16 protein-coding genes are annotated in these 22,354 nt (G+C 37.7%); 2 read left to right on the top strand and 14 right to left on the bottom strand.

Translation table 11 applies throughout. The annotated features are described in order from the left end of the window. Window positions 1–18: 18 nt before the first annotated feature. The 11 genes from BN2628_RS15125 to BN2628_RS15080 form a co-directional block, all read right to left on the bottom strand. Entirely contained in the window at window positions 19–1,107 is a 1,089-nt protein-coding gene (locus tag BN2628_RS15125; protein WP_055098659.1) for an SGNH/GDSL hydrolase family protein, read from the bottom strand. 4 nt (window positions 1,108–1,111) lie between these two features. Further along, window positions 1,112–2,743, bottom strand: coding sequence for a T9SS type A sorting domain-containing protein (locus BN2628_RS15120; protein WP_055098658.1), 1,632 nt, complete (start codon window positions 2,741–2,743; stop codon window positions 1,112–1,114). 78 nt (window positions 2,744–2,821) lie between these two features. After that, window positions 2,822–3,202 carry a hypothetical protein gene (locus BN2628_RS15115; protein ID WP_055098657.1) on the bottom strand — a complete coding sequence of 127 codons (381 nt, stop codon included), beginning with the start codon at window positions 3,200–3,202 and terminating at the stop codon, window positions 2,822–2,824. Window positions 3,203–3,231: 29 nt separating this feature from the next. Continuing rightward, a complete protein-coding gene (locus BN2628_RS15110; RefSeq protein ID WP_055098656.1) occupies window positions 3,232–5,040 on the bottom strand; it encodes a RagB/SusD family nutrient uptake outer membrane protein in 1,809 nt (602 codons plus the stop codon). 12 nt (window positions 5,041–5,052) lie between these two features. Further along, window positions 5,053–7,749, bottom strand: a complete 2,697-nt coding sequence (locus BN2628_RS15105; RefSeq protein ID WP_257606510.1) for a SusC/RagA family TonB-linked outer membrane protein — start codon at window positions 7,747–7,749, stop codon at window positions 5,053–5,055. Between the two features lie 2 nt (window positions 7,750–7,751). After that, complete coding sequence (locus BN2628_RS17665) at window positions 7,752–8,138, bottom strand: carboxypeptidase-like regulatory domain-containing protein (protein ID WP_257606509.1); 387 nt, start codon at window positions 8,136–8,138, stop codon at window positions 7,752–7,754. Window positions 8,139–8,243: 105 nt separating this feature from the next. Then, window positions 8,244–9,632 carry a T9SS type A sorting domain-containing protein gene (locus BN2628_RS15100; RefSeq protein ID WP_257606508.1) on the bottom strand — a complete coding sequence of 463 codons (1,389 nt, stop codon included), beginning with the start codon at window positions 9,630–9,632 and terminating at the stop codon, window positions 8,244–8,246. A 55-nt stretch (window positions 9,633–9,687) separates the two neighbouring features. Then, complete coding sequence (locus BN2628_RS15095) at window positions 9,688–10,797, bottom strand: glycoside hydrolase family 26 protein (RefSeq protein ID WP_055098655.1); 1,110 nt, start codon at window positions 10,795–10,797, stop codon at window positions 9,688–9,690. 105 nt (window positions 10,798–10,902) lie between these two features. Continuing rightward, the gene (locus BN2628_RS15090) at window positions 10,903–12,099 is read right to left on the bottom strand and encodes a glycoside hydrolase family 130 protein (RefSeq protein WP_055100456.1); all 1,197 of its coding nucleotides are present in this window, start codon (window positions 12,097–12,099) and stop codon (window positions 10,903–10,905) included. A 451-nt stretch (window positions 12,100–12,550) separates the two neighbouring features. Further along, on the bottom strand, window positions 12,551–15,340 hold the full coding sequence (locus BN2628_RS15085; protein WP_055098654.1) for a family 78 glycoside hydrolase catalytic domain: 2,790 nt from the start codon (window positions 15,338–15,340) through the stop codon (window positions 12,551–12,553). Window positions 15,341–15,459: 119 nt separating this feature from the next. Further along, complete coding sequence (locus tag BN2628_RS15080) at window positions 15,460–16,338, bottom strand: AraC family transcriptional regulator (protein WP_044227370.1); 879 nt, start codon at window positions 16,336–16,338, stop codon at window positions 15,460–15,462. Window positions 16,339–16,879: 541 nt separating this feature from the next. On the opposite strand from BN2628_RS15080, the gene ffh reads away from it, so the two are divergent. Beyond that, window positions 16,880–18,208 (top strand): signal recognition particle protein, encoded by a 1,329-nt coding sequence (gene ffh / locus BN2628_RS15075; protein WP_021930791.1) that lies wholly within the window; start codon window positions 16,880–16,882, stop codon window positions 18,206–18,208. Between the two features lie 140 nt (window positions 18,209–18,348). After that, window positions 18,349–19,227, top strand: coding sequence for a bifunctional methylenetetrahydrofolate dehydrogenase/methenyltetrahydrofolate cyclohydrolase FolD (folD, locus tag BN2628_RS15070; RefSeq protein WP_021930790.1), 879 nt, complete (start codon window positions 18,349–18,351; stop codon window positions 19,225–19,227). Window positions 19,228–19,299: 72 nt separating this feature from the next. Here the strand turns inward: folD and BN2628_RS15065 are convergent, their stop codons facing one another. From BN2628_RS15065 to BN2628_RS15055, 3 genes are read right to left on the bottom strand one after another with little or no spacing between them, the layout of a single operon-like run. Next, the gene (locus tag BN2628_RS15065) at window positions 19,300–20,451 is read right to left on the bottom strand and encodes a cytochrome d ubiquinol oxidase subunit II (protein WP_055098653.1); all 1,152 of its coding nucleotides are present in this window, start codon (window positions 20,449–20,451) and stop codon (window positions 19,300–19,302) included. A 6-nt stretch (window positions 20,452–20,457) separates the two neighbouring features. Next, window positions 20,458–22,014, bottom strand: a complete 1,557-nt coding sequence (locus BN2628_RS15060) for a cytochrome ubiquinol oxidase subunit I (protein WP_021930788.1) — start codon at window positions 22,012–22,014, stop codon at window positions 20,458–20,460. 18 nt (window positions 22,015–22,032) lie between these two features. Then, the gene (locus BN2628_RS15055) at window positions 22,033–22,284 is read right to left on the bottom strand and encodes a DUF4492 domain-containing protein (RefSeq protein WP_044227379.1); all 252 of its coding nucleotides are present in this window, start codon (window positions 22,282–22,284) and stop codon (window positions 22,033–22,035) included. Between the last annotated feature and the right edge of the window lie 70 nt (window positions 22,285–22,354).

The raw sequence follows: 22,354 nt of genomic DNA, 5'->3' as shown, positions 1-22,354 counted from the left end.
TACAAATTTTATTTGCAATCATTCATTATTATTTAATATTTCCATTAGTTTTGGTTCTAAATAAGCAGCCATACGTTCGAATCCCAAATCATTCGGATGTATACCATCACCTGTTCCTTCATGGTCTTTTCCTATCAAATCTTTTCCTTCAATGAAATAGAGTTTTTTCACACCTCTTTTGCAAAGTTTTTCTACTTCATTTCGTATAGTTTCATCTTTTATCCGTAAATCGCTTTTTATCTTTAAATTGAAATTGCCTATATCCATAGCAATACTCTGCATGACAATAATAGGAGCTTCCGGATGCTTGTTCCGGATCGTTTCAACCAGATAAGCCGTACGTTCAGATATCTGCTGAGCCGTAGCATTGGGGACACAATCTAAAATATAAGCATCAGCCTTTATATCGGACAAACAATCAGCCATACTATTCTCCATACGAGCATTTCCACTAAAACCCAAATTGATAAAATCAACACCGGTACGCCGAGATAGTTTAGCTACATAAGTGGTTCCGGCTCTCGAAGCTTCAGCTCCATGCACAATACTTGACCCATAAACTAAGACTCTTTTCTCAAACGGATACGGTAACGCCACTATCTCAGAACCCTCTTCCACCCCTATTTTCAATGTTTTAGTTTCGCTAAATAAAGGGAGATAAAGAAGACATTTTTTCGGAGTATCGTCCATCTCCTGCACAATTATGCTTTTGCTACGAGTGCCGTTCAATTCTGGCTTACCTACCCCAGCAAACTCCCATACTCCATTACGCTCAATATATAAATCCAATCCACTATGTGCAATAGCAGATAAATTCGGAGATGGTTTATCTGGTTTTACTTCCCACTCAGCAGCAATCACCGAACTATTCGTCATAAAGCCGATAGCCAATCCGCAAGAAAACGTAGAAAGATATTTCACTTTAGGAGGTAAATTTCTATATAAAGCCGTATCGATCCGATGAAAATATTCTTCAGAAGGCTTTGCTTTACCGACCATAAGCAACCTATCCGCATCAATATACTTCAACGTTTGTGCTCCGGCTTGTCCAATACACAATAAAACCCAAATGCCCCATCCGAATACCTTATATGCTATATTATACATAAATTTACTTTTTTATAATTTTTATCATTCCTTTCTCCGTTTTTACAAAATATATACCCTTATGATAAGATGATAAATCAATATCCTTAGCAGATGTAAGAGCCAATTGCTTACCATACAAATCATATAAAACTACCTGTGAATACGGAGATACCCCCCTAATCGAAATTCTTCCCGTCGTAGGATTCGGAAATACATTAACTCTCTCTTTATCTATCAATATCTCATCAATACTTGTGAAATGGCAATCTTCATCTTTTCCTAAGATATAATAAAATGAAACGCTAAAATTATATAATGGATAAGTTTTGCCATATATTATCCCATTTTTATCCTGAGGTTCATAACTAGGTCGTAAAGTCGATTCTGTCGCATCTCGAGAATACAGATAACTACCATCGCCATTTTTTTCATCTAAATCAATATAATTCAAATAAGCCGAATAATCATCGCTATCACGTAAATTTCCATGCCCATTCGTCCCCATTCCTGCATAAGAAACACTCATCTCTTTTCCTACAAAAGAATAATTAGATGACAAAATCACACAATCGCCTTCTATTCTAACTGAGCTAATAGAACACTTACGTCCATTGAGATACAATTCAAATCCATAATTGTCTTGTTTTTCTACTAGATATTCATCAAAGACTAAGGGCAATACAGGAACTTGAAACTGTATTTTCAACTCATTCGGATTTTCCGTACGATAAATAGCTTTCGGTTGTAGCGGTGAAAAATTTTTTCCTTCAATTTGCGTTTTATAAAAAACTTTTCCCAACATTTCTCCATACCAACGGTAACCATTCGGATCCAAATGCCCTCCTCTATCTGTCATTGGATATACCGGACCAGCACATACAATATCCGAATAAGTATTCGCTGCTTCTAATTGTGCCATACTTATAGAGAGCTCCTTATTTTTAATATACTGCCCTCCGGTTTGGTACGTAATAAACATAGGTGAAATTTCCTGCAAATACAAATCTCGAATATCTTGTTGCATATCATTTTTCAAACGAAGCAACCATTCTTTATATTCATCTTTATCATCTGTACATAAACTTCCAGATACATATCCCGGATAAGAAGTTGAATAATTATTTTCACCTTGTAACCAAAATATCGCAGGACACATTATTTCAGATTCCTGAGCTTTCACAGCAACAGATGCAGAATTAATTGCATTCTGAAAACATCCATATAAAGTAGGTTCAGAAGATCCTTTCGACAATTGCTCTATTGTACGGCCATGATATCCGCAAGATGTAACCAAACTATTATATTTATAGTTCGTTTTTTTTTGAAAATGAGTAATAAACCCATATAAAGGAGATTCTGCCAGAACTCCAGCTTGACGATTGCGTAATCCATCAGCAGGTTCCCCCCCAACTGTAACCATTTGTAAAGGGACTACAGGCTTCGACCCAACATTTCCATAATTATACCATACCTGATTTCCCATCATAAACGTATTTTGCAAAGATCCTTTTGATAATAATGGATACGATTGGGCTCCTGCTGAAAGACTTTGTCCATACATTATAAAATGCCAGTATTTCAACTCGGCCAAAACATCTGAATAAAAGAGTGAGATCATACTAAATATGAATACCACAACATATCTTTTTTTCATAACTACAGCTACTAATAAAAATATGACATTCTACATCTGTTAATAACAGTCATCTCATTATTCTCTATATTTCCACTTTCAAGGAAGCGTTTCAGCAACGACGACACTCCACTTCATCTGTTTAATTCCATTCGGAGATATCACTGTATATTCCTTTGGAGTAGAAAGATCCGTGAAACCACTTAATGCCGGAGTTATGGTCGCTCCGGTAGATATAGTCAATACCAGTCTAAGATGAGTCAAATCGGTTCCTTCTGGGACAAAAGCCTCAACGACAGCATTTTCCATATCTATCTCAAAAGACTCGATAATATTTACAGGATTTTCGCTTGTTGCATAAATAGTTATCCCTGTTATATTTGCCGTCTCATACGCATCGTTTATTTCATAATCGATTTTAGAGCATCCGGCCGTAACAGACAATAAAGCAACAAATAATATATATATCAACTTTTTCATAAGTCTTTCCTTTTTTCATTTATAAATTATTACCACCCTGGATTTTGATGTCCTGCCAGTTTGGGATTACGACTTATCGCATGTTGCGGTATAGGTAAGAGATAATTTTTCTGCGAATCGAAAATTCTCGTAAAATATACTGCCCGCGGATTATAACTCGGTACAGAAACTGCCGTAGGTACCATCTCTGCCGGTCTTTGATAAGTAATTTCCATCTTATAGAAAGGACCTACAAGGACTTTGTCTCCAATTCGCCAACGCATAATATCGAAATAACGTTTATTCTCAAACGCCAACTCTACCCGACGCTCATTGCGAATACGCTCTCTCAATTCCGCTTGTCCCAATCCCGATATTTCCGGTTGTCCGGCACGACGACGCACATGGTTGATAGCATCATATACAGATTGATCTGGTCCTGAGAATTCATTCTTCGCTTCCGCATAAGTCAACAATATTTCAGCATAACGCAATACAATGAGATTTCCTCCTTCACCATCTCTGTTCAAATATCTATTTTTTGTACCGCAACTTACAGCTTCATTCTGATGTTTACGGATAAAATAGCCGGTTTTAGTACATTCTACTTTTGAGCAATACATACCATTCGGTAAATTATCTGTTACATTCTTCCACTTTCTCCTATCATTCTCATCCCAAACGTACCGATTAGTGCTAAGTGAAAGTGTCGAATCCTTCCACACAACACCATCATACAATATGGAAGCATAGAAACGGGCATCCCGATTTTCATAAGGATGGGCAGCCTTTTCCGGGTCATTCCAATCAAATGGGGTACCATCCTGCATTTCAAAAGCATCTACCAACATTTGAGACGGATTCGAATTTCCCCATCCATAATCACTACCTACTCCCGGATATCCAGGAGCTGCAATAGTCTGATATCCCTCCTGATGACGCTCCGGATTTTTATACTGCACGTCAAAAATTACTTCTTCATTACCTTCATACGCTTCTAAAAATAAATTGGCAAAATTCTCGGCCTTTTTACTCAACTTCTTTGTTGTAGACTTCTCGTTAGGATCTCCGTCATTTTCCCGGAACAGCCTATACTCACCTTTTAGTTCTCCATTAATCAATATATCTGCTGTATTAGCTGCATCCTCATAATATTTAGCATCGATTACTCCCGCTGCATGCAAATAAGTTACAGCCTGAAAACCTACAGCCGCCCCCTTAGTAGCCCGACCATACTCCTCTGCTGGAAGTTCCGAACGCTTAGGCAAGCGTCTGGCAGCTTCCCCAAAATCCTCTATAATAAATTTCATAGTCTCCTCCGAAGTGCTCCTCTCATAATAAATATCATCAACTTCTTTATTCAAAGCCTTTTTTACCAAAGGTACTCCACCCCAAAAACGCCAAAGTTCTAAATAATTCAGAGCACGAAGGAAATACATATCCCCCAAGAAACGCTCTTTTTCAGCCTCAGACAATACTTCAGAAGCTGCAATTTTCTCCAACCCAAGATTTGTCCTACGAATATTTTCATAAAGGGCATCCCAACGACTTTTGAAAGGTTCAGGAATCGTAGCTGCCGTAAAACTGAACTCCGACAATGAAATAAATCCCGAAATACCCATATCATCCGTCCAAGCATGGTCAAAAGAATACCAATCGCGAATTCCTTTAGCCATACAATACAAAGGTCCTTTCAATGTTTTATTATACGTTTCATTCACATACAGCCCGGTGGCCGATTTACTTGACCAAACAGCCTCATCTGTAATTGCCGTCCTGGATTCTATATCCATAAAATCGGTACAAGAATTAAATAAAATACCTACCCCGACTACGGCTAATATCATCATCTTTTTCATAATCTTTTCCTGTTAAAATGTTATATTAACACCCAATGAAGTTATAAACTGTTGTGGATAAGCATTATAATTTTGGTTTTCCACATCAAAATCTCTCGGCATAGCCGAATAGATAGTCCACAGATTATAGAAATTCAGGTATAACCTCAATTTATCTACATGAATTTTTCGCAACAACCGCTGCTCGAAATTATATCCCAACTCCAAAGATTTCAATTTCAAATATGCCGTATTTACTACCCAAAATGAAGAAGTTGTATAATTCATACCTTCAATCGTAGACAAACGCGGATATTTAGCATTCGGATTAGGATTATCTACCGTCCAAGAATTTATATGGTCTTCACGAGGCTTGTCATTTTTGAATGGGAAACGTACTCCTCGGTCAGACGAACCGCTGGCATCCTGCCCCATATAAAAATCAGAATGTCCTGTACCTTGTAAAAATAAGTTCAAATCAAAATTTTTAAATTTGATACCAAGCGTATAGCCATACATAATCTCCGGTACACGGGTACGACCAATAACAGTTTCATCTTCATTATCAATTTTCCCATCTCCGTTTATATCACGATATTTAATATCCCCAGGACGAGTCGACGCACTCTGATATGCCCAATTATCTATTTCTTCTTGACTGGCAAACAATCCCTCGGCAATATATCCTCTCAACTGCGATGCAGATTTACCGGTACGTCTGAAACGCGGAATACTATAGGTTCCCATCGATTCGGCAATATCTATCTGTCTATCACGAGAAAATCCAAAAACGAACGAATTATCAATTGAGAAATTTTCATTTATTCTCGTATGGTTGGTAACAGTAAGGTCCACTCCATAACGTTCTTCCTTTCCGGCATTATATTGAGAAGGTTTAATACCATATTCAGTAGGGAAATCATCAGTCGGAACAATAATTTTGTCTTTCCGATAATCACGATATACATCGAACTCTACTCCTAACAATCCGTTCCACATTGACAAGTCAAATCCGACATTAGCTTTCAATACACTTTCCCATGTCAAATACGGATTAGGCTCTGCACTTTCATACAATCCCGAAACTGTCGTCTGAGTTCCCGTCCCCCATACATAACCATCACCTATCGTGTAAGTAGGACTCCATTGGAAAGGATTACCTACCGGATTACCCGATTTCCCATAAGAAACCCTAAATTTCAAATTATCTATAATATTTATATCACGCATAAACGACTCTTCAGAAATACGCCATCCTAACGATATAGACGGAAAGAATGCAGCTCTACTACCGGGAGCATACTGGTAAGTACGGTCATAACGTCCGGCCAGCTCTACTAAATATTTTTGTGCATAATCATAATTAACACGAAATACGAAACCGTCTTGAGCCTCAGCAGATGAAGTACCTGAATTGTACTGATTATCTTTAGAACCCATATTCAATTCGGGAATCAAAACATCAAAGCCTACACGACGAGCACTATAATCAAGTTTGGTTCCACCCCAACGACGTTCATAAACAAAGAGTCCCGAAATATTATGGTCACCAAATGAGTTCGCATAATTCAAATATGCCTGTACAGTATAATAAGCTTTTATTTTAGACGATTGGGACAACTCCTCATCTGTCTGAAGTTCCGACTTATTGTACTTATCATTAGCCGCATCATATACATAATACTCATAAGGATATCCCCAATTTTTACTATGTGTATCTTTACGGTTCATATTGAACAATCCTTTCACAGACAAACCTTCTAAAAAAGGTAACTCTTGATTTACCGATAAACTTATATTCTGATAATTGTTTTCATTACGCTTTTCTCCGCCTCCATATATTGTCTGATACATACTACTACCAATAGATGACTGAAAAGCAGGCAATCCGTTACTATACACATCAGCTTCCGTAGCCTTTGCCCGGTAAATATTGGTCATCGCCGATCCGGCAGATGCCGAATTAGTCCTTTTACGGTCAAAAACAAGACCTAAATCTGCAGAAATAGTAGTCGTTTTGGTCGGCTTCAAATCAAGATTGGTTCGTACATTATAACGACGGTAATATTGGTCGTCGCTAAACATACTGCCTTGCTTCATATATCCCAAAGCGACATAAGCTCTTATCAAATCATTACCCCCGTTAAGTACAATATTATGTTTCTGGCTGGTAGAGGTGTTCATATAATTTTTTACCCAATCGGTATTCGGGTAAGCATCAGTTCCTTGTTCGTGTGCTGCAAGTATTTCTTCTGTAATGGCATTGGCTTCATCCATCATACCATCCATTTCATACGCTTTCTTTTTCAATCGCAGCCCGTCAGCTGCATTCATAAATTCAGGAGTATTAGTAGGTTTCTGCCAACCGAACTCTCCATTATAATTCAATGTTATTTTTCCTTGCGAGTTACTTCCTCGTTTTGTAGTAATCAAAACAACACCATTGGCGCCCTTCAATCCATAAGGTGCTACCGCCGATGCATCTTTTAATAAAGTTACAGACTCAACTTCCTCCATATTGATCATATTATAATCGCTTTCGATACCATCGACCAACACGAGAGGATTCTTATTACCTCGAAGATATAATGTAGAAGCATCATTTCCCGGCTCCCCAGACGCCTGCTGAGTAACCAGACCTGAAACTCGGCCTCCTAATGCATTGGAAACATTGGCAACCGGCATAGTTGTCATCTCTTCCGCTTTTACCGAAGCTACAGAACCCGTCATATTCACACGTTTTTGTACNCAACCTCGTCAAGAGTCTGATTATCCTCTTTCAAGACAACGTTTACCAAACTTTTCCCATTTGTAGGCACTTCCTGCTTCAAATAACCAATATAAGTAAAAACTAAAGTTGAATTTTTATTTCCAGCAGGAATATTTATTGAATACTTCCCGTCGATATCGGTTACTGTACCAACCGTAGTACCCTTCACAACAATACTCACCCCTATCATCGGCTCCCCGGCGGCATCATTTACTGTACCTGTTACCTTCTTCGACCCTTGGGCAAACGCCGATGACAAACACATCAGCATTAACACAGCCATTAATGCAGTAATCCGTCTCTTTAGTTTTACAAGACCAGATACATCTGTTTTTGCAGACTTAATCATGTTATTTTTTTTAATTAATATTATTCTCAAATAGTTAAGAGTAGAAAGACAAGAGTGAAAAATATCTTTTGCTATTCGTTTTTCCACTCTTGCCCTATTCAAAGCTTATTCTTTCACAATCTTAACAACTTGCCCATCAACACTCAGCAAATATATACCTGCATTTAAAGAAGATATATTCAACTCTGAGTCAAAGCTTGTCATCACAAGTTTTCCTGTCAAGTCATATACTGAAACTTCAGATCCATCAACTTTATTGACAATCGACACTTTACCTGTTGTTACCGTTGGATACACACATATATCATCTGCCGCTGCCAATATGATGCCAGAGGTTTCTCCCGGTAAATGAGCAACTTTAGTTGTAGGTTGCTTATCTTCAGCAAAAACATTCAAAATAGGTAATTGATAATCACCATTGCCCATCGTCCAAACTGCAGGGTCCCAGAACAAATAATCATCACCAAAATATACATCTTCTTTTACTACCTCTTCCGATGATTGGTTCAACCCATTTTTATTTGTATCAAGACCGCCAGTAACTACCGCTCCATTCACCGGCATATCAGCCCAAGCATATGCATATTCATAAGTATATGGAGTTCCATTCTCAGGTTTTTCATATCCAACCAAACGTCCCACGTTAGCAGCAGGAGAATTAGGAGCTTTTACTGAAGGATTCAATGCAATAGAAGCAATTACATCATGACGGATTGGAGAACCATTAGGGAAACCACATTCTCCAATAAGACCTCCAGCCTTAGATTCTGCAGCACTAGTACCAGCTTCTACTTCGCAAACAGAATAAGACGTCTCTATTTTGATGCCTCTGTATCCTTGACCTACCAATCCTCCTGCTTTAGCAAAAGCATATACTTTACCTGCTGTATAACAGTTTATCACTTCTATACGGCCCAAAGCTGAAGTCATAGCGATAATAGGACCAGCAGTACCGGTCTTCTGTCCATCACCAACTGCATATATATCACCGATAACGAAACATTCCGACATTGTAATGGTTTGTCCCGTATAAGGAACCTGCCCAAGGATACCGCCGACATTATTCAAACCTCTAACTTCTTTACCGTCAGCAACAATCAAGCCTAACTTTTTTACACCGAATTTACCACTCGATTTCACACATCCGAACAGCCCTACATTTTCGAGTTGAGGTCTATTAATGTAAAACCCTGAAATTACATGACCATTACCATCAAAAGAACCTGTAATACCTGTTTCAGGTGCAGCACCTATAGGGTTCCATCCACTTTCTGCAGAATTAGCAGTAAGATAATCTGTCAAATCAATATCCGCATTCAAGCGAAAATGATTTCCATCCAGATAATTACGTACCTCATTTAGTTGTTCCGCCGTTTCTATAATATATGGATCACTTTCTGATCCCGTTCCCCCGGCAAACTGTGCACTTGCACTCACCGACAACATCATTGTTGATATTGCCAAAGACATACTTTTGTAGAAAACATTTTTCATAATTTTAAATTTTAAAGATTAAACACTTACGTTTACAATTTATTTTGTATTTTATTTATATATTAGAATTCATCAATATCAAAGGTTTTTCAACGAATTTCTTAAAATCAGCTTCTGACGGATGTCCGGGAAAAGGTAAATAATAATGGTTTGGTTTATCCAGCTCCCAAGCATTACGCCAAAAAAGTATCCAACCCAATTTATACTTGCTGATAATTGGATAGACAATACTCGTAAAATAAGAAGTATCCCAAATTGATTCTTCTCCAGTCTCACCTACCACTGGAAGCTTTCCGGACTGGACTGCATAATCTGTCACAATCTGTATATTCCTCTCAAAATCAATCTTATATTGGTCTACATTCTCTTCACTACGGCCTTTTAGATAATGATCAAAACCCAAAATATCGACATACTCATCACCCGGATAACGTTCGAGATAATGTTCCTTACTCTGTACATTAGAAGAAGAATAAGCATATAACAAATTATGTACGCCTTTCTTATTTCGTAAATAATCACTTGTCATTACCCATAACTGTTTATACTCATCGGGAGTAGATTGTTTACTGCTCCACCAAAACCAATCTCCAGTATGTTCATGATACATACGGAAAATAACAGGAATGTATACCCCCTTATCATCTTTTAAATCTAAAAAGAAATCTCCTAAACGGTCCAACCACACCAAATAGTTACTATGAAGGCTACCTCCCGGCAAAATAGAACGAACCACTGTATCCTGGGCACAATCCCAAGTAGAATTTCCCGTAGCAATGTTATCAGCATGCCAACTAAATGAAGAAATTCCTCCCCGAGCATGGTGTTCCCGTACATATTTTTTTATTTGACTAAAATACACCGAGTCAAGGCTATATTCTGCCCCTAACTCTATATGTCCCAACTCAAATCCGAACATGGCAGGATAATCACCTGTCATACTCTTAACATCAGACCTGCCATCTTCCCCATACCAACCATGTCCATATAACGGGTCATCCTGGTGACCCAACATAATCCCTTTCTCCATCAAGTCAAACAACCGGTTATACAAGGCCACCGTTTCCTGTGTAGCCTGAGAATCTACCGGCATCCTCTCTTTCCGGGTCGTCTTACATGAGAAACAAACAAGCATAATCATTCCTATCAAACATATATTCTTCATGGACTCTTAATATTTATCAATTATATATCTGTTACAATGTGATGAATTTCTCTTTTATATTTGCTTACATTTAAAATCTTTCATTACCCTATTACACACAAAAGACTAAAGCTTCTCCGTCAATACTTCTTCTTTATTTGTCATATTTTTATCTATCAATGCACACAAAGTCTGTACAGAAGTCATCGAACGCAATCCATCAGATTTTGTGTTGATACAATAATCCAACAAACGGTCTACTGTAGACACTGCAACATGCATACGTGTATCACTTGAAGCATAATAAATAAATACTGTACCATCATCATCCAATATCCAACCATTACAAAACAACACATTCGATACATCCCCTACACGTTCACTACCCAAGGGTGCCATAAAATAGCCAGCGGGCTCGGCTATTAATTTATCCGGATGCTTCAAGTCTGTCAAATACAAATATAGCACATATCTCAGACCTGCAGCACAACCTCTCACACCATGAGCCATATGCAACCAACCTTTCGAAGTCTTTAACGGATGAGGCCCTTCTCCATTTTTCAACTCTTTTATTGTATGGTAATACCTGAAATTAATAATTTTCTCTTCTTTAACTTCCGCATTTTCCATACTATCAACCAATGCCCAACCGATACCTCCACCACTACCGGCATCAATGAAGCCGTCTTGAGGACGCGTATACAAAGCATATTTCCCATTCACAAACTCCGGATGCAATACAACGTTGCGCTGTTGACTCTTCGACTTCAAATCCGGTAAACGTTCCCAGTTTTTCAAATCTTTAGAACGAACTATTCCAGCGGCAGCGACAGCTGAAGACAAATCTCCTGCCGGAGCATCCGGGTCTTTCCGTTCAGTACAGAAAATACCATATACCCAACCATCTTCATGTGCTGTCAATCGCATATCATATACATTTACATCTGGTTTTTCCGTTTCGGGGATAACAACCGGATAATCGGCAAAACGGAAATTATCTATCCCATTTGGGCTTTCCGCCATAGCAAAAAAAGATTTCCGGTCATTCCCCTCTACCCTAACCATCATCACATACTTACCATTCCATTTTATAGCTCCGGCATTAAATGTTCCATTTATTCCAAACCGCTCCATTAAATACGGATTCTTTTCCGGATCAAAATCATATCTCCATTCCAAAGGCGCATGCGCTGCCGTTAAAACCGGATATTTATAACGCATGTAAATACCATTACCTGGTCTAATCGGTTCGTTCTTACGTCTCAACAACATCTCATGTTCCTGCGTAATCTCTTTCAATCGTTGATCAAAAAGAAGACTCATACCATCCATATTATTTTCTAACAATATCATATTTGTATTATAGTTACAAATATACACGTTGAATTACGGCAAGAAAAATACTTTATTATCCAAAACTTGTACTTTCTGTACAAAATATTATTGAGCAATACTTTTTTATCCTATCTATTATATTTTTTTATCTCGTTTTCATTATCTATTCCTTTAGAAACAAACATCATTCCATATATTATATTATCCATAATAACAAATGTGATAAATAGCTATTAATAAATTCCGACAATGATTAAGAACAAAAATAAATTTTAAAACCAAATATTCAAAATAAGAACAGTTAACATCATATAAGGCAAAAGTTAAAAGTGTAAAAGGTACATATTTATTTCATCAGCAAAAAATTCATATTTCCTAGCCTTTAAAAACTAAGAAATATGAATTTCTATATTACCATCACTTATTAAATATCCAAATCTTAATTCAACATGTCCATAATGGCAGAAAAGCGATAAACACCAGGTTGCAACAAAAAAGACGTAACATGGTCTTTTGGGGATACTAATTCTATACCTTCAGAATGAGTCCAACTACGACCATTTTCTTTTACAGAAGAACCACTAACTCCAGGTAACTTCAAGACGGCAGTCGTATTAGGTGGCACTACTACCTGCATATCCAAAGCTTTTCCTTCGAGAGTCCACTCAGATATAATATCTCCATACATAGAATCATAACGAGACTTCACCCGTTTCGGACCTTCAGGTGTAATCCAAGGTGCAATAACAAAATGTTTGAATCCTGCTTCTGGCCGCTGTATTCCTCCTAATGCTTCAATAAACCAACTACCAACATATAAATAAGAACTATGCAAAGCAGAACCTCGACACTCCCAATCCTCAAAAAAAGTCCCGTTTCCACATTTCAACATATATCCCCAACTTGGAAAATCTTCTTTTGTTGCCATTTCATATATAAGGTCATTACGTCCACTATCTAATAAAGTATGAAACAAAAATGAACCAGCCGTAATACCTCCCCAGAAATGACCTTTACGATTTATAAGAATTTCATGTTCGAGTCGTTTCCAAACTTTATCTTTCAAATCCTGAGGTGGTAAATTTACCATTATTGCCATAGCCAGATATGCGGGGTAACCATTTACATAACTATTGTCTGTAGCATTAAAGAAAGTTGCGTGTACAGCCTTACGCACTTGAGATGCTCTTTTCCGGTAACTCTTTGCAGTATCCACATCACCCAATATATCTGCGATAGAAGCCGCTGTCTCAAGGCTATAAATCCAATGACAGTTATTGAAAAACAAAGTCTCCCGAGTATCACCAAGCGCTTTTCCTTGCTTTTCCATAGCTTTACGTTCCGGCCAAGCCGCAGGCCAAAGCCAATCACCTAGAAAACTCCATTTACCTCCCCACCGAACCAACATATCATCGCGAGAATGTGTCTCTACAAAACCAAGCCATTTCTTTATCATCGGAAAACTCTCGGAAAGAACACGTTCGTCTCCATATTGCCGATATATCTCCCAAGGTAATGTAATACAATAACCACTCCATGAAGGCCCACCTCCTCCAATTCGAGTAGGTGCCGTATAAGGAACATTTCCATCTTCTACCTGCACATCTCTCCAATCCTCCATCCATTTATAATAAAATGCCCCTAAGTCATAATTGCCCAATGCTGTACGCGTGGTAGCCAAAGCATCCCCACCATAACCACAACGTTCCCGATGTGGACAATCAACGACATAGTTCCCTAAACTCAAGTTCTCAAAAGTCCACAAAGTCGTATTATATATATCATTCAAAAGAGGTATATCACATTCAAAACTGCCTGTACGCTGATAATCAGGACGAATCAACCATCCTCGGATATCTTTCAACTCCGGCTTCGATCGTAAACCGCTTACCTGCACCCAACGACCGGTCATGTAATTAAAACGGTTACAAAATTTCCCTTCTCCGGCAGGACCTATTTTATAAATGCTATGTATACCAAAACTTACAGTATCATTTTCTCTTTCAGAAAACTGAAATACAACAGAATCACCGGGCTGACCATTAAATCTCATTTCAAACCATCCGGCATAATTTATTCCCATATCAACCCTATATGTACCCGGAGATATTTCGCTGACAGAGAGAGGTTTTATTTCTTTTACCAAACGATTCGGTTCTGTTTTATCCGCAGATACAATAATTTTAGGCTCATAAACCTTAGCTTGCGACCAATCAGTATCATCAAACCCTATAGTATTCCAACCCGGCTTTTCTAATGAAGCATCATAAAACTCTCCACCAAAATGATGCGCTTCCCAATAGCCAATCAAGGTATTGGGACTGGCATGTACCTTCCAAGTTTCATCAGAAACAATCCGTTGTTTTTCTCCAGATAAGAATGCCATCTCCGTCTGAACCAAGGCCATAGGTATGGCGGGCTCCCCTGCACGCTGATAGGCCGGAAATATCGACCATGAAACTCCCAGCCATAAAGCTATCACATTTTCGCCTGAATTTAGATATTGCGTAATATCATACGTCATATAACGTGCACGGGATTTATGGTCGGTAACCGAAGGTGAAAGAACGGCATCTCCTACTTTCCGGCCATTAACATACAACTCATGATAACCGATAGACGCTACATATATAATAGCATCCTGAACTTTTTCCGGCAAATCAAACGTTTTACGGAACCATGGGTCAGACATTTTGTTATCTATTTTTTGTCCACCGACACTTTGTCGTTCCATCAACTCACACCCGATCCATCGACCCGACCAGTTATCTGGAAATAATCCCATACGCCAAAACCCAGGAGAGCTCCAAGCGGACCAGTTACCTTGCTCGTCACATATGCGAACTTTCCAAAAACACTTTTGATTTGATTCTAAAGATTTTCCTTTATATACTATATTGACCGACTCATCTGAAACGACACATCCACTATTCCATAAATCTCCTTTATCTCGCCGTAATAATTCCGATGAACTTGCCACCAAAATCTCATAAGCTGTTTGTTTTTTCCCTCGAACGGCTGTTGGAACCTGCATTTTCCAACTCAAACGCGGTTGGCGAACATCTATTCCTAACGGACTATCCAAATACTCGCACCGTAAATCTTTCAGTTTAATAACTGAGACACTCGAAATATTTTTGCTCTCGCCCCCTTTGCCAAAAGCAATAAGAGAATTTAAAAGACAAAAAATAGTACCTAAACTATATAATAGTCTCAATCGGCTCATAATTGCACACCTTTTTTAATTTATTATTATCTAATGATGCAAAAATAACCCTACATATTTTGTAAAAAGAATACTTTATTATCCAACACTGATACTTTCTCTACAAAATACAGCAAATAAGACTACAAAAAAATACGGGATTCAGTATAATTTTCTCGAAATTCTTTGGGTGTGCACCCTTTCTTCTTTTTGAATATCCGGTTAAAATTTGATATATTATTGAAACCACAGGCGAAACAAATCTCGGCAATACTGGTAGTCGTATCGACCAACATTCGAGTAGCGTATCCCAAACGAATTTCATTCAACGAATCAACAAAACTCCGACTTGTACGCTTCTTGAAAAAACGACTAAAAGAAACGTCTGTCATTCCTACCAAACCGGCAACATCTGAAAGATGTATCTCGCGAGAATAATTTTCCAACATATAATTATATGCTTTCTCTATACGCCGGCTTTTATACACTTTAACATCACTCTCCATTGTCGGGCTGGCCAATTCTCTCATCGATGTATCCAAAGATAAATCATATAATATTCCAAAAAGTTTAAACACTGAATGAGCCCCTTCTCTCTCAGAATATAAAGAATACAACCTCTCTTTTATCTGTTCAATGGCTTCCCTCGAAAATGTCAATCCGTAATTCGCTCTTTGAAGCATCTCCCTGAGAGAACACAATTGGTTTTTCTGCAACAACTGGTCATTTAGCAAATCACGATGAAACTGTATCGTAATTTCTTTTATCTCCTTCGAGTGACAATTGTAATTTGTCCAACCATGTTCAAGATTAGGATTCACAATCAAAGTCAATTCCAAATCTCCAATTTCTTCAATACTATCTCCAACGATTCGTTTTGCACCGGCAGCATTCTCTATAAAATTGAGTTCGCATTCGGCATGAGTATGTATAGGAAAAGTAAATTCTGTCTTTTCCCTCGAAAAAATCATAAAACAATCTTTGCTCGATAATGGCGTTACTTCTCTGAATACTGTGTTCATGGTTAATAATTAATCATTTAGAAAACGTTTCAAATATACTTAATCTTTAATTATAATAAATAATATAAAAGTAAAAAGTTTCTTATACAGTCAGATACAGTTACTTAATAATCAAAATTAAATCCGAAATCACGATAAACAACTCTCAATCCTTCTATATGCTACCTACAAAATAATCGGTAACCCTAAACATACTGACAATGACTGACATCTAAAATAAAACAAACTATAATCAAAATACAATTAATGAAATCTACTCCATAACAATCATACTTCCAATAACGGATAATATCATCATATTGTCTTCTAACTGTTCTTTTTATATAAACGAACATACAATATCAATAATTGTACAAATAATAAAATATATCAGACCGATACAAAACATAATAAAAAATCCGTAGTCCATACTCCAAAAGGAAGAATATAGCAATAATAAATTTATTTATTTCATTCTATATAAAATTTAGAGAATATCGAGCTTTTTTGTACTTTTGTGTTTTTAAATAAAATGCGATTATCAAAAGGAAAATAAATATATATGTTTGAGAATTTAAGTGACAGACTTGAACGCTCGTTTAAAATACTAAAAGGTGAAGGCAAAATCACTGAAATAAACGTAGCAGAAACATTAAAAGATGTACGCCGCGCATTACTTGATGCCGATGTGAATTATAAAGTTGCCAAACAATTTACCGATACTGTAAAGGCCAAAGCTCTGGGGATGGATGTACTTACATCAGTAAAACCCGGACAATTGATGGTCAAAATTGTACATGATGAATTGGCAACCCTGATGGGAGGTGAAGCTGTTGACGTACAAATCAGTGGCAATCCAGCTATCATATTAATGTCAGGATTACAAGGTTCAGGTAAAACAACCTTCTCTGGTAAATTGGCCAACCTGATGAAAAACAAACGGTCAAAGAAGCCGTTGCTGGTAGCAGGAGACGTATATCGTCCGGCTGCCATTGAGCAATTAAAAGTATTAGGTGAACAGATACAAGTTCCGGTTTATACAGAAGAAGGGAATAAAAATCCGGTACAAATTGCACAAAATGCCATAAAACAAGCCCGTCAAGATGGTAATGACTTAGTGATAATCGATACGGCAGGTCGTTTAGCTATTGATGAACAGATGATGCAGGAAATCAAAGCTATTAAAGACGCTGTAAACCCTCAGGAAATCTTGTTTGTCGTAGACTCTATGACAGGTCAAGATGCTGTAAATACAGCAAAAGAGTTTAATGACCGCCTCGATTTCACAGGAGTCGTCTTAACCAAACTTGATGGTGATACCCGCGGTGGTGCCGCGCTCTCTATACGTACTGTTGTAAACAAACCTATTAAGTTTGTAGGTACCGGTGAAAAAATGGAAGCATTGGATGTCTTCCATCCAGCTCGTATGGCCGACCGTATATTGGGAATGGGAGATATAGTATCTCTTGTCGAACGCGCTCAAGAACAATATGATGAAGAAGAAGCTAAACGGCTACAAAAAAAGATTGCCAAGAATCAGTTTGATTTCAATGATTTTATCAGTCAGATACAGCAAATAAAAAAAATGGGTAATCTGAAAGAACTGGCATCAATGATTCCAGGAGTAGGCAAAGCAATAAAAGACATGGATATCGATGATAATGCGTTCAAAAGTATCGAAGCTATCATCTACTCCATGACTCCCAAAGAACGGACAAATCCGGAAATATTGAACGGCAGTCGCCGCCAACGTATTGCTGCCGGTAGCGGAACTTCCATTCAAGAAGTAAACCGGTTGATTAAACAATTCGATGAAACACGGAAAATGATGCGAATGGTAACACAAGCAAAAAATCCAGCTCGAATGATGCGAGGAATAAAAAGACGGTAAAATTTTAATATAAAAGGTCAAACATGAAAACCACCGCTTCCGAAATACTCAAGCTACAAAATAAAAAAAGACTTTTCCTTCTACTGTAGCAAGGCATATTCGAGACCGGTGGTTTTGTTATTATAAATATTATATACATTATGCAATTGATAGACGGAAAGGCTATTGCCGATCAGATTAAAAAAGAAATTGCGGCAGAAGTAGAAGAAATTAAAGCTGCCGGTGGTAAGATACCTCATTTGGCTGCTATTTTAGTAGGCCATGACGGAGGAAGTGAAACATATGTAGCCCATAAAGTAAAAGCGTGTGAACAGTGCGGTTTCAAATCCACCTTAATCCGTTTTGAGAACGACGTTACCGAAGAAGAACTCCTTGCCGAAGTCGAACGGCTCAACCAAGATGATGACGTTGACGGGTTCATCGTACAGTTACCTTTACCTAAACATATTTCAGAGCAAAAAGTTATTGAAGCTGTAGACTATCGAAAAGACGTAGATGGTTTTCATCCTATAAATGTAGGCCGTATGTCTATCGGCTTGCCATGTTTCGTATCGGCAACCCCTGCTGGCATTATGGAATTACTAAAACGCTATAACATAGAGACCAAAGGCAAACACTGTGTTGTATTAGGACGCAGCAATATCGTAGGTAAACCTGTAGCCACGCTGATGATGCAAAAAAGTAACCCCGGAAATGCTACAGTAACAGTATGTCACAGCTATTCCCAAAATCTAAAAGAAATATGTTTACAAGCTGACATCATCATTGCAGCTTTAGGTGTACCAGAATTCCTAAAAGGAGACATGGTTAAAGAAGGTGCAACAGTTATAGATGTAGGTACTACACGGGTACCTTCTGATAAAACTAAATCAGGTTTTAAATTGACTGGTGATGTGAAATTTGATGAAGTAGCACCCAAATGCGCCTATATTACTCCTGTTCCGGGAGGTGTAGGCCCTATGACTATTGTATCATTAATGCGTAATACTTTGTTAGCCGGTAAGAAAGCTATCTATTAATCTATTCCTAATATAATAAAAGGGGTAATTAATATTACCCCTTTTATTATATTATCTCAATGATTAGATACATCAATACTTGTGTTCTCCACTCTCCATTTCCAATTCAGTAATAGGTGCTCGGTCCATCGCCCGCCAAGCATAGAAAATATAGCCCAATACAAATGGTAACAGCAATGATACAACACTCATTACTTCAAGGGTAAACAAACTTGATGAACTATTATAAATAGTCAATGAACTTTGCATATCGGTAGCTGAAGGATAATAAGGCGTATTATTATATCCAGCCAAAAAAAACAGGCTCAACACCACAAGCACCGTTCCTATACCACTAAACCATATTCCCAAACGCCATTTCGTTGCAAATGCAGCTCGTATTATAGCATATAAGACACTTGCTACACCTGCCAAAAATAAGACAGCAACCCAAGGCATCTCTACCAAATTAAAGAAATACTTGTACGGTCGTACATATATTTCAGAACTTCCGTCAGCAAACTCATAACCATCGGACAACAACGTTACAGCAACAAAAGTCAAAAACAAAACCACAAACGGAATCGCATTATACAATACCTGTCGACGACAACGGATATAAATCGTATCATCATCTATATTATTCATAAAATAAAGAGAAGCCTGTACACGTGCCAAGAAAAATACCGTAACGCCCAGCAACAAATTGCGCCAATCAACAATGGCCTCCAAACCATGAGACGGATTTTGCCAAGTCGAAATCACCGGCATAGATACATCCATCAAATTATTCTTATCTATTCTAAAATCAGCTCCAGTAAAAAACGTTCCCACAGCGATACCCAATAAGATAATGCCAACAAACCCATTTATTAATAAAAAAATATCATACACCTTAGTTCCCAATAAATTACCTTTTTTGGAACGATATTCATATGAAACCGCTTGTATAATAAAGCTAAACAATATAGCCATCCATAACCAATAAGCTCCACCAAAGCTGGTAGAATAAAATAACGGAAATGATGCAAAAAATGCACCTCCGAAAACGACCAAAGTAGTAAACGTAAACTCCCACTTACGTCCTAAAGAATTTACGAGCATAGTCTTTTCAATCGGTTTTTTGGCTACTGCCGAAAATAAGGTCTGCCCTCCCTGAACAAAAAGCAAAAAAACGAGTAATGCACCCAACAGAGAGATAAGAAACCACCAATAGTGCTGATAAAAAAGTTCATTCAGTTCCATAATATTCTATTTTTGTTCAGTTCCTTTTTTAATTTGTTTCACCATAATACCTACCTCTGCAATCAATAATACTGTAAACAATGCGGCAAACATCCAAAAAGTAGTTTGTACATTAGCAGCACCTATTTTTGATATAGCAGCAAATGTTGGCATAATACTCTCTATTACCCAAGGTTGACGCCCCATTTCTGCGACAATCCAGCCCGATTCGAGGCAAATATATGCAATAGGCAACGAAATCACACAAACCCAAAGCATCCATTTCATCTTATATAGACGATCTTTTCGTATGAGCCATAATACAACAATAAACAACAGTAAAAAATAACATCCCAATGTAATCATAACATGGAAAGCATAAAATACATACGGAACAGGAGGAATCACTTGTGATGGATCTGTTACATATCCGTAACCAAAATATTCATAATTTTCATCCAAGGTCTTTCCTGCAGCAATCATGGCTTCTTCATCCCCTTGTTTCTGTGCTTTTTTATATGCGCTCAGAGCTTCCACTGCTTTCTTACCTTTAGCCATTTTTTCCATCACAGACGGAGCCACAATCTCATCCCCGGCCAGATTTTTCATTACATACCCACCATTTATAATATCATTTATTCCAGGAACAAATCCATCGACCTGACGCGTAGCCAAAATAGACAACAATTTAGGAACTTTTATCTCAAACAAAAAAGCATCTTCATTATCAGCATAACTTTTCTTCTCCGGATTAAGAATACCAAAAGCAACTAATCCTTGACCTTTTTCTCCATGATAAACGCCCTCCATAGCCGCCAATTTCATCGGTTGTTTCTCTGCTACCTGAAATGCCGAGCCATCACCGGTATAAGCGACAATCAACATACCGACAAGACCTACCCATGCACCGACTTTCATACTCCGTTTAGCCAGATTCATTTCTCGATTCTTCAAAATATACCAAGCGCTGACACTCATTACAAATATACCGCCCAACACCCAACCTGAAGTAACTGTATGGAAAAACTTATTGACAGCTACCGGAGAAGAAACGACCTCCCAGAAACTAAACATTTCATTTCGTACCGTATCAGGATTAAATTTCATGCCTACCGGATATTGCATCCAGGCATTTGCAACCAATATCCATAATGCAGAGATTGTAGCACCTATTACTGTAAGCCAAGTAGCCGCAAGATGAGCTCTCTTACTTACCTTATTCCAGCCGAAAAACATAATCGCAATAAAAGTCGATTCCATAAAAAACGCCATAATACCTTCAATAGCTAATGGCGCACCGAATATATCTCCTACGAACCAACTATAATTTGACCAATTGGTTCCGAACTGGAATTCGAGAATAATACCAGTCGCAACACCAATAGCAAAATTTACGCCAAAAAGCGTCATCCAAAATTTAGTTATTCTCTTCCAACTTTCATCCCCAGTACGATAATATATTGTCTCCATAATAGAAACAATAAGCCCCAAGCCTAATGTAAGTGGTACAAAAAGCCAATGGTACATGGCTGTCAAGGCAAACTGTGCCCGAGACCAATCCACAACCGAAAATAAATCATTCATACTCTTATTTTTTACAGGTTACTTATTATCAGAATTCGGAATAGGCAATGCCAATTCATTACTTACATGCTCAGCACGTTCTGCATCCGTCTTAAAATTAGTATTCAAAACATTCGGAAAGAAAAACAACTTCAGAATAAAAAACATGATAAACAACTTTATCAATATTATTGCCCATAAAGTCCACCCCAATGTCATACTCCTAAAACCATTAAGATAAAAATAAAATATGCGGACAAAAATATTTCGGGATACAACTGACTGCGCCATATATTACAAGCTTTTCATTAAGATTTAGGAATATAAAATACTATCTCGAATATAAACAGATAATAATTTT

This window comes from Gabonia massiliensis (assembly GCF_001403595.1).
GTDB lineage: Bacteria > Bacteroidota > Bacteroidia > Bacteroidales > Coprobacteraceae > Coprobacter > Coprobacter secundus.
Note: the sequence above shows the minus strand (reverse complement) of the source record. Positions and strands in the feature narration are given on the sequence as shown.